General features: G+C 68.8%; 13 protein-coding genes. 7 read left to right on the top strand and 6 right to left on the bottom strand.

Going from position 1 to position 14119, the window contains the following annotated elements:
- Window positions 1-14: 14 nt before the first annotated feature.
- The 6 genes from murJ (at window position 15) to trxA (ending at window position 7394) form a co-directional block, all read left to right on the top strand.
- Window positions 15-2375 carry a murein biosynthesis integral membrane protein MurJ gene (gene murJ / locus TNCT1_RS09040; protein WP_143630236.1) on the top strand — a complete coding sequence of 787 codons (2361 nt, stop codon included), beginning with the start codon at window positions 15-17 and terminating at the stop codon, window positions 2373-2375.
- Between the two features lie 118 nt (window positions 2376-2493).
- Complete coding sequence (locus TNCT1_RS09035) at window positions 2494-4194, top strand: protein kinase family protein (protein WP_143630234.1); 1701 nt, start codon at window positions 2494-2496, stop codon at window positions 4192-4194.
- Between the two features lie 22 nt (window positions 4195-4216).
- Window positions 4217-4942 (top strand): RNA polymerase sigma factor SigM, encoded by a 726-nt coding sequence (sigM, locus tag TNCT1_RS09030; RefSeq protein WP_143630232.1) that lies wholly within the window; start codon window positions 4217-4219, stop codon window positions 4940-4942.
- Complete coding sequence (locus TNCT1_RS09025) at window positions 4939-5871, top strand: hypothetical protein (RefSeq protein ID WP_143630230.1); 933 nt, start codon at window positions 4939-4941, stop codon at window positions 5869-5871. Before sigM ends, TNCT1_RS09025 begins: the two co-directional genes overlap by 4 nt.
- Before the next feature lie 170 nt (window positions 5872-6041).
- Window positions 6042-7013 carry a thioredoxin-disulfide reductase gene (gene trxB, locus TNCT1_RS09020; RefSeq protein WP_143630228.1) on the top strand — a complete coding sequence of 324 codons (972 nt, stop codon included), beginning with the start codon at window positions 6042-6044 and terminating at the stop codon, window positions 7011-7013.
- Window positions 7014-7061: 48 nt separating this feature from the next.
- On the top strand, window positions 7062-7394 hold the full coding sequence (trxA, locus tag TNCT1_RS09015; RefSeq protein ID WP_143630226.1) for a thioredoxin: 333 nt from the start codon (window positions 7062-7064) through the stop codon (window positions 7392-7394).
- 102 nt (window positions 7395-7496) lie between these two features.
- Here trxA and TNCT1_RS09010 read toward each other — a convergent pair whose 3' ends face one another.
- The 3 genes from TNCT1_RS09010 to TNCT1_RS09000 form a co-directional block, all read right to left on the bottom strand.
- The gene (locus TNCT1_RS09010) at window positions 7497-8114 is read right to left on the bottom strand and encodes a GNAT family N-acetyltransferase (RefSeq protein ID WP_143630224.1); all 618 of its coding nucleotides are present in this window, start codon (window positions 8112-8114) and stop codon (window positions 7497-7499) included.
- 310 nt (window positions 8115-8424) lie between these two features.
- On the bottom strand, window positions 8425-9522 hold the full coding sequence (locus tag TNCT1_RS09005; RefSeq protein ID WP_143630222.1) for a ParB/RepB/Spo0J family partition protein: 1098 nt from the start codon (window positions 9520-9522) through the stop codon (window positions 8425-8427).
- Complete coding sequence (locus TNCT1_RS09000) at window positions 9519-10592, bottom strand: ParA family protein (protein ID WP_143630453.1); 1074 nt, start codon at window positions 10590-10592, stop codon at window positions 9519-9521. The genes TNCT1_RS09005 and TNCT1_RS09000 overlap by 4 nt, the downstream gene beginning before the upstream one ends.
- Before the next feature lie 463 nt (window positions 10593-11055).
- On the opposite strand from TNCT1_RS09000, the gene TNCT1_RS08995 reads away from it, so the two are divergent.
- Window positions 11056-11403 carry a hypothetical protein gene (locus TNCT1_RS08995; protein ID WP_143630220.1) on the top strand — a complete coding sequence of 116 codons (348 nt, stop codon included), beginning with the start codon at window positions 11056-11058 and terminating at the stop codon, window positions 11401-11403.
- A 77-nt stretch (window positions 11404-11480) separates the two neighbouring features.
- On the opposite strand, the gene rsmG is transcribed toward TNCT1_RS08995, so the two are convergent.
- From rsmG to yidC, 3 genes are all read right to left on the bottom strand, one after another.
- Window positions 11481-12197, bottom strand: a complete 717-nt coding sequence (gene rsmG / locus TNCT1_RS08990; protein WP_143630218.1) for a 16S rRNA (guanine(527)-N(7))-methyltransferase RsmG — start codon at window positions 12195-12197, stop codon at window positions 11481-11483.
- A 115-nt stretch (window positions 12198-12312) separates the two neighbouring features.
- On the bottom strand, window positions 12313-12825 hold the full coding sequence (locus TNCT1_RS08985) for a R3H domain-containing nucleic acid-binding protein (RefSeq protein WP_143630216.1): 513 nt from the start codon (window positions 12823-12825) through the stop codon (window positions 12313-12315).
- A 15-nt stretch (window positions 12826-12840) separates the two neighbouring features.
- Window positions 12841-14118 carry a membrane protein insertase YidC gene (gene yidC / locus TNCT1_RS08980; RefSeq protein ID WP_143630213.1) on the bottom strand — a complete coding sequence of 426 codons (1278 nt, stop codon included), beginning with the start codon at window positions 14116-14118 and terminating at the stop codon, window positions 12841-12843.
- Window position 14119: the final 1 nt, after the last annotated feature.

Below are 14119 nucleotides of genomic sequence, written 5' to 3'. Positions count from 1 at the left end.
GAGGTGGGGTAACCATGAACGCGCCGTACGACGGTGACCGCGGCCAGGGCGCGGCCGGCTCGGGCTACCCCGAGTCGCCGCCGGAGCCCGGCCAGGTGCCGCCGCAGCACGACATGTACCTCCAGGACGCCTACGACCAGGACCCGTACCGGGCCCAGGACCTCGCCGCCCAGGACCCGGTGACCGAGGCGCTGTACGACCGTGCCGCACACCCGCCGCCGCCCCCGGGCACGTACGAGCAGCAGCAGCCGCTGTACGCCCCGCCGCCCCAGTCGCCGCACGCTCCGGACCCGCGGGTCTGGGCGCAGACGCCGGCACCGGAGCCGGACCGCGCCGCCCCCTACCTGCCCTACGGCGACGATCCCCGGAAGACCCAGTTCGTGGGCGTGGACGACCTGGTCACGCACTCCGGTGAGGAGTACCACGAGCCGGACGCCTTCGCGCACCTCTTCCGGGACCAGCAGCAGGGCGGCGGGCCCGCGCCGATGGATCCCCCGGCCGCCCCCGGCCCGGTCTCGGGGCCGGGCCCCGGGCAGGGCCCCGTGAACCCGTACCCGGCTGCGCCCTACGCCCAGGGCCCGCAGCAGCCGAGCGGGTACGCGGACGCCTCCTACCAGCCCGGGCCGTCCGTTCCCGGCGGTCCCGTGCCGTCTTCGGTGCCGTCCCCAGCAGGGGCTCCGGAGCCCGCCGGTACGGCCGCCGCCACCGCCACCGCGCCCGCCCCCGCACCCGCCCCGAAGAAGGGCGGTAAGGCCGCGGGGCTGCTGAAGTCCAGTGCGGTCATGGCGGCGGGCACGATGGTCTCCCGGCTCACCGGGTTCATCCGCTCCGCGCTGATCGCCGCCGCCCTGGGGCTCGGCCTGCTGGCCGACTCCTTCCAGGTGGCCTACCAGCTGCCCACGATGATCTACATCCTCACCGTCGGCGGTGGCCTCAACTCCGTCTTCGTGCCCCAGCTCGTGCGCTCCATGAAGGAGGACGAGGACGGCGGCGAGGCATTCGCCAACCGGCTGCTGACCCTCGTGATGGTGGCCCTGGCCGCGCTGACCGGCCTGGCGATGTTCGCTGCGCCGCTGCTGGTGCGGCTGCTGTCGCCCACCATCGCCGACGACCCTGCGGCCAACGAGGTCGCGGTCACCTTCACCCGTTACTTCCTGCCCTCCATCTTCTTCATGGGCATCCACGTGGTGATGGGTCAGATTCTCAACGCCCGCGGCAAGTTCGGCGCGATGATGTGGACCCCGGTCCTGAACAACATCGTCATCATCATCTCGCTCGGCATGTTCATCTGGGTCTACGGCACCGCCGCCAACTCCCACCTGGCCGTCGAGTCCATCCCGCCCCAGGGCCAGCGGCTCCTCGGCGCCGGTGTGCTGCTCGGGCTGGTGGTGCAGTCGCTGGCGATGATCCCCTACCTGCGGGAGACCGGCTTCCGGATCCGGCTGCGCTTCGACTGGAAGGGTCACGGCCTCGGCAAGGCCGCGATGCTCGCCAAGTGGACGGTCCTGTTCGTGCTCGCCAACCAGTTGGGCGCCATGGTCGTGACCCAGCTGTCCACCGCGGCGGGCGACGACTCCGGCGTCAAGGGCACCGGCTTCGCCGCCTACGCCAACGCCCAGCTGATCTGGGGCCTGCCGCAGGCCATCATCACGGTGTCCCTGATGGCGGCGCTGCTGCCGCGCATCTCGCGCTCGGCCTCCGAGGGTGACGGCGGGGCCGTCCGCGACGACATCTCCCAGGGGCTGCGCACCACCGCGGTCGCCATCGTGCCCATCGCCTTCGGCTTCCTCGCCCTCGGCATCCCGATGTGCACGCTGATCTTCGGTTCCGCCGGCATCGGCTCCGCCACCAACATGGGCTACATGCTGATGGCCTTCGGCCTCGGCCTGATCCCCTACTCGGTGCAGTACGTCGTCCTGCGCGCCTTCTACGCGTACGAGGACACCCGCACCCCCTTCTACAACACCGTCATCGTGGCGGCGGTCAACGCGGCCGCCTCCGGACTCTGCTACTTCCTGCTGCCGGCCCGCTGGGCCGTGGCGGGCATGGCGGCCGCCTACGGCCTCGCCTACGCCATTGGTGTAGGCGTCGCCTGGCGGCGGCTGCGCAAGCGGCTCGGCGGCGACCTGGACGGCTCCCGGGTGCTGCGGACCTACGCCCGGCTCGGCATCGCCTCGGTGCCGGCGGCCCTGCTCAGCGGTGCGGCCTGCTACGGCATCGGGCACACCCTCGGCCAGGGCGTCGTCGGTTCGTTCGCCGCGCTGGTCGCCGGTGGCGCGGTCCTGCTCGGTGTCTTCTTCGTCGCCGCCCGCAGGATGCGGATCGAGGAGCTCAACTCGCTCGTGGGTATGGTGCGCGGGCGTCTGGGGCGCTGAGCCGGGGGTAGGCGCACAACCATCGTCCGCGGCTGTGTGTCGTGCATAGCGCCGGACTGTGGGCACAATTGGTTTCGGCGTCGGACAGCGTGCAACGGATGGGGAGGCAGGGACGACGGTGGCGGAACGGAGCACGGCTGCCGTCGACGTGGCAGACAACAGCGGTGATGAGCCGCTGACCGCGAAGGCGGACCAGTCCACGGCCGACGGGGTGGCCCATAACCCGGAGCGGGACCCGGACAGCGACGAGGCGCAGGGGAGCGGCGGGACGGAGGGCCCCGGCAAGAAAGCTTCGCCACCCGAACTGCACAGCGGTCACAAGCTCGCCAGACGCTACCGTCTCGAGGAGTGCGTCACCCGTCTGGACGGATTCAGCAGTTGGCGTGCGGTGGACGAGAAACTGCGTCGTGCCGTCGGCGTCCACATCCTGCCCGCGGACCATGTGCGGGCACGGTCGGTGCTGGCCGCCGCCCGTTCCTCCGCGCTGCTCGGCGACCCACGCTTCGTCCAGGTCCTCGACGCCGTCGAGGAGAACGACCTCGTCTACGTCGTGCACGAATGGCTGCCCGACGCCACCGAACTGACCGCCCTGCTCGCGGCCGGCCCGCTGGAGCCGCACGACGCCTACCAGATGGTCAGTCAGGTGGCGTCCGCGATGGCCGCCGCCCACCGTGAAGGCCTCGCCCACCTCCGGCTGAACCCGAACGCCGTCCTGCGCACCTCCACCGGCCAGTGGCGCATCCGCGGTCTCGCCGTGAACGCGGCGCTGCGCGGCATCAGCTCCGACACCCCGCAGCGCACGGACACCGAGGCCATCGGCGCCCTGCTGTACGCGGCGCTCACCCAGCGCTGGCCGTACGAGAACGACGCCTACGGCCTGTCGGGGCTGCCCAAGGACATCGGCCTGATCGCACCGGACCAGGTGCGGGCCGGTGTGCACCGCGGCCTGTCCGAGCTGGCCATGCGGGCCCTGGTCAACGACGGCGCCACCGCATCCCGCCACGAGGCCGCGTGCACCACGCCGGAGGAACTGGTCAAGGCGATCGGCGAGATGCCCCGCATCCGCCCGCCGGAGCCGGCCTTCACCGCGCCGCCGGAGTACCAGCGCACCACGTACCAGCAGGGCTCCTACGGTCGCCCCGCGCCGCACCCCGGAGTGACCCAGCCGCTCGCGTCCCCGCCGCCCCCGCTGCAGAGCCGCACCGGCAAGGTCCTGAAGTGGGCGGTCTCCGCCCTGCTCATCGCCGCGCTGGGCCTGGGCAGCTGGCAACTCGCGGACGCCCTGATGGACCGGGGCGACAACTCCAACGACACCAACAACACCCAGACGCAGGACGGCGGCGACAAGAGCCCGAAGAAGCCCACGGCCGGCCGGCCCATCGCCATCAAGGGCGCCCGTGACTTCGACCCGTTCGGAACCGACCAGTCCGAGAAGCCGGCCGACATAGACAAGGTCTACGACGGCAGCACGGCTTCCTACTGGCAGACGGACTACTACCTGAGCCCCGAGTTCGGCAATCTGAAGTCGGGCGTCGGCGTCAGACTCGACCTCGGCAAGGTCCAGCAGGTCGGCAAGGTGACCGTCACCTTCGTGGGCGAGACCTCGGTCGAACTCCGCGCCGCCGACGCGAACACGGGATCCGAACCGTCGACTTTCAACGCCTACAGCAAGGTTGCCGACGGCTCGGGCACCACGGTGACGCTCAAGCCCGGCAAGTCCCTCAAGACGCAGTACCTCCTCGTGTGGTTGACCAAGCTGCCCGCGGACAACCAGGGCCACTGGCGAGGCCGAGTGGCAGACATCAAGGTGACCAGCTGAGGTCTCCACTCGGGAGGGGCCGATGGGAGATGGCGCCGGATACGGCGACGCACGGGACGAGGACCTCCTCGCCCGACACGTAGAAGGCGACCCCGATGCCTTCGCCGAGATCGTCCGACGGCATCGGGACCGGCTCTGGGCCGTGGCGCTGCGAACCCTGGGCGACCGCGAGGAAGCCGCTGACGCCGTCCAGGACGCCCTGGTGTCCGCCTACCGGGCCGCGCACACCTTCCGGGGGCAGTCGGCCGTCACGACCTGGCTGCACCGGATCACCGTGAACGCCTGCCTGGACCGGGCGCGGAAGGCGGCCTCCCGGAAGACCGCCCCGGTCGATGACACCGAGCGCCTGGAGCAGTTGCTGGAGCCGCACGAGTCGGCCTCGGCCCCCGCCGAGCGGAACGACCTGTACCGGCAGCTCCTGGAGGCGCTCGGCACGCTCCCCCACGAGCAGCGTGCGGCCCTGGTCCTCGTGGACATGCAGGGCTACCCCGTCGCCGAGGCCGCCCAGATCCTCGATGTGCCGACCGGAACGGTGAAGAGCCGCTGTGCCCGGGGCAGGGCCAGGCTGCTGCCGTTGCTGGGGCATCTGCGGCCCGGAACCGGCAGTGATGAAAAAGAACCCGGTGCGGGACGGAACCGGGTGCAGGGGACATCCGTCCCATCTGCAACGGACCTTCGTCGCGGGGACGCCGACGGTGCGGGTCCAAGTGGTTCAGCCGTAGTGAAGGGCGGAGGTGGGCGAGCGTGAGTTCCACGACAGACACGGCAGGGCACCCGGACGTCGCGGAGATCGCCGATCTCACCGAAGGCCTGCTCACGTCGGACCGCGGCACAGAGGTACGCCGGCACCTGGAATCGTGTGAACTGTGTGCGGACGTCCACGCCTCCCTGGAGGAGATCCGCGGGCTGCTGGGCACTGTCGACGAGACCCCGCACATGCCGGCGGATGTCGTCGGCCGCATCGACGCCGCTCTCGCCGCCGAGGCGCTGTCCGTATCCACCGCGCCGGGAACCGGGGACGCACGGGCTCTGGTTGCCGGGGTGGACGGGCCGGGCGAGGAGAACGGTGGCCATGTTTCACGTGAAACCTCGCTCTCTTCAGGCCGCCCTGCTGGACGGTCAGCTGCGCCCACAGGACCGGGGCGCAAGGGCTCCCGGCGTGGGCGACGCCGGAGGACCGTCGTCCTGGGCTCCTTGCTCACCGCCGCGGTCCTCGGTGCCGGTTCCCTCGTTCTGCAGTCCCTGGGCGGCGATGGCTCTGGAACGACGGCTCAGGGCACGATGACACCGTCCGCCGGCCGCTTCTCCGGCGACAGCGTCCAGAGCCAGGTGAAGGGGCTGCTGACCGCGGGCAGGGCCCGGAAGCCCGCTTCCAACGAGCCGCGGTCCGGCATCGGGACCGAGCAGACCAGCCCCGGGTCCACCCAGAGCGCCAACACGCTGCTTCAGTCCCAGCCCCCGGTTCCCGACTGCGTCCGCCAGGCGATCAACAGCCGCGAGGACGTTCTGGGCTCCAAGACCGGTGTCTACGCCGGTAAGAGCGCCTATCTAGTCGTGGTGCCCGATGCCAACGACAAGGCCCGCGTCACCGCCTATGTCGTCGACGCCAAGTGCGTCCATCAGCAGTCCGACTCCGCCGGTGAAGTACTGATGACACAGTCGTTCCCCCGGTCCTGAGTTCGCCGAAGGATTCCCCGGCGCCCGCGCGGTCATCCGTACCCTGTGCGATCCCCGTGTGCCCGAACACACCGGGAATGCGAACCCCCTAGGATCCGTTGGGTGGGGTGAGAGCTCCGAAAGGGGCTCCACCGGTCGACTGACAGAGACCAGAGACGAGGAATCAAGCCGTGAGCGACGTCCGTAACGTGATCATCATCGGCTCCGGGCCCGCAGGCTACACGGCGGCGCTCTACACCGCGCGCGCGTCGCTGAAGCCCCTGGTGTTCGAGGGTGCCGTCACCGCCGGTGGCGCCCTGATGAACACCACCGACGTGGAGAACTTCCCGGGCTTCCGCGACGGCATCATGGGTCCCGACCTGATGGACAACATGCGGGCCCAGGCCGAGCGTTTCGGCGCCGAACTGATCCCGGACGACATCGTCTCCGTCGATCTGACGGGTGAGATCAAGACCGTCACGGACACCGCCGGTACGGTCCACCGTGCCAAGGCCGTGATCGTCACGACCGGCTCCCAGCACCGCAAGCTCGGGCTGCCGAACGAGGACGCCCTCTCCGGCCGCGGTGTCTCCTGGTGCGCCACCTGTGACGGGTTCTTCTTCAGGGACCAGGACATCGCCGTGATCGGCGGTGGCGACACCGCGATGGAGGAGGCCACCTTCCTCTCCCGGTTCGCCAAGTCGGTCACGATCGTCCACCGCCGGGACACGCTGCGCGCTTCCAAGGCGATGCAGGAGCGTGCCTTCGGCGACCCGAAGATCAAGTTCGTCTGGGACAGCGAGGTCGCCGAGGTCCAGGGCGACCAGAAGCTCTCCGGGCTCAAGCTGCGCAACATCAAGACCGGCGAGCTGTCGGAGCTGCCGGTGACCGGTCTGTTCATCGCGATCGGCCACGACCCGCGCACCGAGCTCTTCAAGGGCCAGCTGGACCTGGACGAGGAGGGGTACCTGAAGGTCGCCGCTCCGTCCACCCGCACCAATGTGACCGGAGTCTTCGGCGCCGGTGACGTGGTCGACCACACTTACCGACAGGCGATCACCGCGGCCGGCACCGGCTGCTCCGCCGCTCTCGACGCCGAGCGCTTCCTCGCCGCCCTCGCGGACGAGGACAAGGCAGAGCCCGAGAAGACCCCCGCCGTCTGATCCTCGCCTTCTCCCGCCTCACCGCACGATCAAGTTAAGGAGCCCGCCGTGGCCGGCACTCTGAAGAACGTGACCGACGCTTCCTTCGAGCAGGACGTCCTCAAGAACGACAAGCCCGTCCTGGTGGACTTCTGGGCAGCCTGGTGCGGTCCGTGCCGCCAGATCGCCCCGTCGCTGGAGGCGATCGCCGCCGAGTACGGTGACAAGATCGAGATCGTCAAGCTCAACATTGACGAGAACCCGGGTACGGCGGCCAAGTACGGCGTCATGTCCATCCCGACGCTGAACGTCTACCAGAGCGGCGAGGTCGCCAAGACGATCGTCGGCGCCAAGCCGAAGGCCGCCATCGTGCGGGACCTTGAGGAGTTCATCGCCGAGTAGTCGGTGGACGCCGTCAAACCGACGGCGCATGTTTCACGTGAAACACGAATGGGCCAACCCCAATGGGTTGGCCCATTCGCATGATGGGGCACTGGCTCGCTGTCACAGCGGCCGCAGTGCGGGTTCCTTCTGTACCGCCCCCAGCAGCCGGTCCAGCGCCAGTTCCACGTCTTCCTTCCAGGAGAGCGTCGAACGAAGCTCCAGCCGCAGACGCGGATGCGTGGGATGCTGTCGGACCGTCTTGAAGCCCACGGCCAGGAGGTGGTCAGCGGGCAGCAGGCAGGCGGGTTCCTTCCAACGGGCGTCACCGAACGCCTCGATCGCCTTGAAGCCCCGGCGCAGCAGATCCTTGGCGACCGTCTGCACCATCACCCGGCCCAGCCCCTGACCCTGGTAGCCGGGCAGGATGAACGCCGTCATGAGCTGCACAGAGTCCGGTGAAAGCGGACTCGTGGGGAAGGCCGTGGAGCGCGGCACGTAAGCCGGCGGCGCGTAGAGCACGAAGCCGACGGGAAGGTCGTCGACGTACACCACCCGGCCGCAGGACCCCCAGTCCAGCAGCACGGCGGAGATCCAGGACTCCTTCTCCAGCGCGGACGTGCCGGCCTTCACCGCGGCTTCGCCGCTGACGGGATCCAGTTCCCAGAAGACGCAGGAGCGGCAGCGCCGGGGAAGATCCTCGAGGTTGTCCAGCGTGAGCGGTACGAGCCGACGCCCCATGAAGCCTGATCCTCGCTTCCCTCGCCCGCCGCATCGCGAGCTGCTGTCAGGACGCTTCGTTCCCTGAGCAGACTGCCGACGAATCCGCCGACCACTCCGATACCCAGGCCCGCGCTCATCAGTCCGGTGCGGCTCATCGATCGCATGGCCCCTGTCTTCCCACTCAGAGATCCGCAAGGTGGATGCGCCATACCCATCGCATCGTAGCCACGATGCGATGACCTCGATACCGCCTCAAAGCAAAGAGCGGACCGCCTTCCGGTAGAACCGGACGCCGTCCGCTCTTCAGCTCAGTGGGCGCTGATGCCGATCAGTGGTCGGCGTCGTCGGCCGCGCCACCCTGCAGGCTCTGCTGGAGAGCCAGGCGCTCACCCGGGGCGAGCGTGTTCAGGATCCGCTCAAGGTCCTCCGGGGAGGCGAACTCCACGGTGATCTTGCCCTTCTTCTGACCCAGCTCGACCTTCACCCGCGTCTCGAAACGGTCCGACAGGCGCGTAGCCAGCTCGTTGAACGCCGGCGACACCCGCCCCCCGGCCCGAGGGCCCTTGGACCGCGTGGCCTTCTGGGGCCGCGAGCCCATCAGGGTCACGATCTCCTCGACGGCCCGGACGGACAGCCCCTCCGCCACGATGCGGTGCGCGAGCCGGTCCTGCTCCTCGGAGTCCTCGACGGAGAGCAGCGCCCGTGCGTGGCCGGCCGAGAGAACACCGGCCGCGACCCGCTTCTGCACGGCCGGTGAGAGACGCAGCAGGCGCAGAGTGTTGGAGACCTGCGGGCGCGAACGCCCAATCCGGTCGGCCAGCTGGTCATGGGTGCAGTTGAAGTCCTTCAGAAGCTGGTCGTAGGCGGCCGCCTCTTCCAGCGGATTGAGCTGCGCGCGATGCAGGTTCTCCAGCAGCGCGTCGAGAAGGAGCTTCTCGTCGTCGGTGGCCCGGACGATCGCCGGGATCGCCTCCAGGCCCGCCTCACGACAGGCCCGCCAGCGCCGCTCGCCCATGATCAGCTCGTAGCGGCCGGGTCCGAGCTGCCGTACTACGACGGGCTGGAGGAGACCGACCTCCCTGATGGAGGTGATCAGCTCGTGCAGCGCGTCCTCGTCGAAGACCTCACGCGGCTGGCGAGGGTTCGGCGTGATGGAGTCCAGCGGAAGCTCGGCGAAGTGGGCCCCCACGGGAGGCGCGGGCGCCTCTGCGGCGGTGCTTGCCGAGGGCTCCTCAGCCTCGTGGGAGACAGGCGGCAGTGTGGTCACCTTCGCCGCGGCCACCCCACGGTCGGACATCAGCGGCACCGCAGCCGGGGACGTGGAAGCTGTGCCCCCCAATGCGGTCGCAGCCGGCTCCTTCTCGGTCGGGGCAGCGGGGATCAATGCGCCGAGCCCGCGGCCCAGCCCCCTCCGTCGCTCGCTCACTGGATCCCCTCCACCATGTTCGGATCATTCTGGGCGCCGATGTGGGCCTGGCTGGCGTCGTAGCTGATGCCAATGCCCCTCAGCGCGATTTCTCGGGCGGCCTCAAGGTAGGAGAGGGCGCCGCTCGATCCAGGATCGTAGGTCAACACCGTCTGGCCATAACTCGGCGCCTCGGAGATACGGACCGAACGCGGGATGCTCGTGCGGAGCACCTCGTCACCGAAGTGGGTACGCACCTCCTCCGCGACCTGCGAGGCGAGACGCGTCCGGCCGTCGTACATGGTGAGCAGGATGGTCGACACATGCAGGGTGGGATTGAGGTGGCCCCGCACCAGGTCGACGTTGCGCAGCAGCTGACCCAGCCCCTCCAGCGCGTAGTACTCGCACTGGATGGGGATGAGCACTTCCTGGCCGGCGACCAGAGCGTTGACCGTCAGCAGACCCAGCGACGGCGGGCAGTCGATGAGGATGTAGTCCAGCGGCTGCTCATACGCCTGGATGGCCCGCTGCAGCCGGCTCTCCCGGGCCACCAAGGAGACCAGCTCGATCTCCGCACCAGCGAGATCGATGGTGGCCGGGGCGCAGAAGAGACCTTCGACGTCCGGCACCGGCTGGACGACATCGGCGAGCGGCTTGCTCTCCACCAGTACGTCGTAGATCGACGGGACCTCTGCGTGGTGGTCGATCCCCAGCGCGGTGGAAGCGTTTCCCTGTGGGTCGAGGTCGATCACCAGGACGCGGCCGCCGTGAAGAGCCAGCGAAGCGGCGAGGTTGACGGTCGTCGTCGTCTTGCCGACGCCGCCCTTCTGGTTGGCGACCACGATGACTCGGGTCTGCTCCGGGCGTGGCAGGCCTTCACCGGCCCGCCCCAGAGCCTCCACCGCCAACTGGGCAGCACGACCGATGGGAGTGTCGTCCATCGGGGGCGGTGTTTCACGTGAAACATCCGTCCCCATCGACTCGGTACGGGGGCCGGGGACCGGATCGGTCATCGGTCCCGCGATGTTGGCGTCGGACCGCAAGGATTCACTCTCCTCGACTTCAGGCTCGCAATGAACAGAGCCTCCCATGCCTTCGGGGTCGCGAACCAGTGAGGCCTGTTGTTCTGTGGAGAAATCCACCTCTGTGGACAACTCCGCTGCCTTCCCGAGCGAACCGAGGGGCTTGCGGTCTCGAGGTTCGGCCGCAGCGCGTCCCCGACTGATGATGCCGTGCAGCAGTGAGCGACGTTTCACGTGAAACACGATGACAACAATCCGTCTCCGACGAGAGCGACACTCCGCTGGAGCCTCTCCGCGGAGACATTCATCCCTCACTCACAGCACAGCGTGACCCGTCAGTAGTCACCGACCGCCTCCGCTGCCCGCCCCTCACACGCCCTCCAACACCGTCCAAGATCGACAACTGCTAGGGTCGAAGACGTACGGGGACGGGGGCTTTCACCGCATGACCAGCGGTGCACATCACATCCCTTTGTCGGTTCGCCGTGCCATTTTTGCCAACGGATTCGACCAGCGAAGGAAGCAACACTCCATGAAGACCAAGACGATAGGCCGTCTCGTGGCCGTGGCGCTGGGTCTCAGCGTTCTGGCCACCGCCACCCCGGCCTTCGCCGACCAGGACATCAAGGTGATCTGGGGTCACGGTTACCGCACCGACAGCGACCACGGCGTGGCTGCGGTCAAGGACCTCGCCGATGACGACAACGAGGTGTATGTGCAGTACACCCGCGCGGGCCACGGCAGCGAGATCTTCACGCTGTGGAACAAGAAGGGCAAGGGGACGACCACGTACAGCGGCCACGGGGGCACCGTGACGATCAAGAAGGTCTGCCGCTCCATCTCCCTGCGTCCGGACGTCTGCTTCACGAAGACGCCGTAACGAGAGAGCACACCGCAGGAGGCGGCCACCCCTGACCGGGTAGCCGCCTCCTGTGGCGTTTCACACGGACGAAACGGTCAGCGGCGTCGCCGCGCCCGTCCCGTTCGAGCGGCCTTGGCACGCTTGGCGGCGAACCGAACGCCGCCCGGGCTCTCGCCGACCTCCACCCGCACCACGGTGGACGCGGGATCCACCACGCCCTCACCGACATGGAGGATGGACGTCGACACCGCGCCGAGCTTGCTGAGGGCCGTGGCGGCCGACTTCAGCTCCTCCTCGGCGGTGTCCCCCTTGAGCGCCAGCATCTCGCCGTAGGGACGCAGCAGGGGAACGCCCCACGTGGCCAGCCGGTCCAGCGGGGCCACGGCGCGGGCGGTCACCACGTGCACGGGCGGCAACTTGCCCATGACTTCCTCGGCCCGGCCCCGCACCACGGTGACGTGGTCCAGGCCCAGCAGCTCGACCACCTCGGTGAGGAAGTTGGTGCGCCGCAGCAGCGGCTCCAGCAGGGTGATGTTCAGGTCGTCCCGGACCAGAGCCAGCGGGATGCCCGGCAGGCCGGCTCCGGAGCCGACATCGCACACCGTCACCCCCTCGGGGACCGCTTCCGAGAGCACAGCGCAGTTCAGCAGGTGCCGTTCCCACAGGCGGGGCACCTCGCGCGGGCCGATCAGGCCGCGCTGCACTCCCGCCTCGGCGAGCAGCTCCGCATAGCGAACCGCGTCGGCGAAGCGCTCACCGAACACTTCCCGCGCCTGTTCGGGCGCGGGGGGAAGCTCCGCTGCCTCCGTCACGGGGACCGTCCTTCCGTACAGCGCCGGGCTTCGCGCACCGGCCACCAGAACTACCAGGCTGACAAAGTTCGGCCCCGCCTGCAGGCAGACGGGGCCGTGGAACGAGAGGTGCCGATCAGGCGGGCAGCACGACGACGAACCGCTGGGGCTCCTCGCCCTCGGACTCGCTGCGCAGACCGGCGGACTTGACCGCGTCGTGCACGACCTTGCGCTCGAACGGCGTCATCGGCTTGAGCTTCACGGGCTCACCGCTGCTCCTGACCTCCGCGGCGGCCTTGGCGCCCAGCTCGGACAGCTCGGCGCGCTTCTTGGCGCGGTAGCCCGCGATGTCCAGCATCAGCCGGCTGCGGTCACCGGTCTCCCGGTGCACGGCCAGGCGCGTGAGCTCCTGGAGAGCCTCGAGCACCTCGCCGTCCCGGCCGACCAGCTTCTGCAGGTCGCGGCTGCCGGCGTCGCTGATGATCGACACAGAGGCGCGGTCCGCCTCGACGTCCATGTCGATGTCGCCGTCGAGGTCGGCGATGTCGAGCAGGCCCTCCAGGTAGTCCGCCGCGATCTCGCCCTCCTGCTCAAGGCGGGTGAGGGTGTCTGCACCCTCGGCAGCGGCGGAGGTGGTGCCTTCCGTCACGGGATGGGCTCCTTCTTACTTCTTGGACGGGGACTTGGGCCGCTGCGGACCACCCTTGCGCTGCCCGGACTGGGCCTTGCTGCGGGTGCCGGAGCCGGGCTTCTGGGGCTGCTTGGCAGCGGCGGGCTTGACGTCCTGCGGCTCGTCGTCGGACTTCTCCAGCGAGGGACCCTCGGCCTCGCCCGGCTGCTTGGTGGTGCCGGACTGACGCTGGGCCTTGGTCTGGCGCTTGGGCTGCTGACGCCGCGCGGCGGTGGCAGTGGCGGCGGTCGTACCGTCCTCGGCCTGGGCCAGTGCCGGGCTCTCGCTCTTCACCACGGTGCCGTCGGTCTGGGCCGCGAGGCCCGCCTTGGTCAGGCCGTTGATGAACTTCCGCTCGAACTCGTTGCGGTCGCGGCCCTTGGCGACGATCGCCTTGACGATGGTCTTCTCGCTCCGCCGGCGGACCTTGCCGTGCTGCGTCACGTGCTTGGTCAGACGCTCGAGGTAGGCGGCCTGGGCCTTGGAACCCGGGGTCGGGTTGTTGTGGATGACGTACATCTGCTGGCCCATGGTCCACACGTTGGTGGTCAGCCAGTAGATGAGGACACCGACCGGGAAGTTGATGCCGAAGACGGCGAACATGATGGGGAAGACGTACATCAGCATCTTCTGCTGCTGCATGAACGGCGTCTTCACCGTGGTGTCGACGTTCTTCGTCATCAGCTGACGCTGCGTGTAGAACTGCGACGCCGACATCATGACGATCATGACCACGGTCACGATCCGGACATCGGTGACCGAGGCGTTCAGCGCGTGGATCGTGTCGGCGCTGTCCTTGAACTTCGCGGCGAGCGGAGCCCCGAAGATGTGCGCCTGACGGGCGCTCTCCAGCAGCGACTGGTTGATGACGCCGATGGTCTGGCCCGAGGCGATGCCGTTGAGCACGTGGTACAGCGCGAAGAAGAACGGCGACTGCGCCAGGATGGGAAGGCACGAGGAGAGCGGGTTGGTACCCGACTCCTTGTACAGCTTCATCATCTCTTCGGACTGGCGCTGCTTGTCGTTCTTGTAGCGCTCCTGGATCTTCTTCATCTCGGGCTGGAGCGTCTGCATGGCCCGGGTCGCCTTGATCTGCTTCACGAAGAGCGGGATCAGGCAGATGCGGATCAGGATCACCAGGGACACGATCGACAGGCCCCAGGCCCATCCGGTATTGGGGCCGAAGATGGCGCCGAACACCGTGTGGAACTGGACGATGACCCATGAGACGGGTGTCGTGATGAAGCTGAAAAGACTGGCAATCGTGTCCACT

It is taken from the genome of Streptomyces sp. 1-11 (assembly GCF_007176755.1).
Lineage (GTDB): Bacteria > Actinomycetota > Actinomycetes > Streptomycetales > Streptomycetaceae > Streptomyces.
The sequence above is the reverse complement of the archived record's forward strand: the minus strand, read 5'-3'. Positions and strand labels throughout refer to the sequence as shown.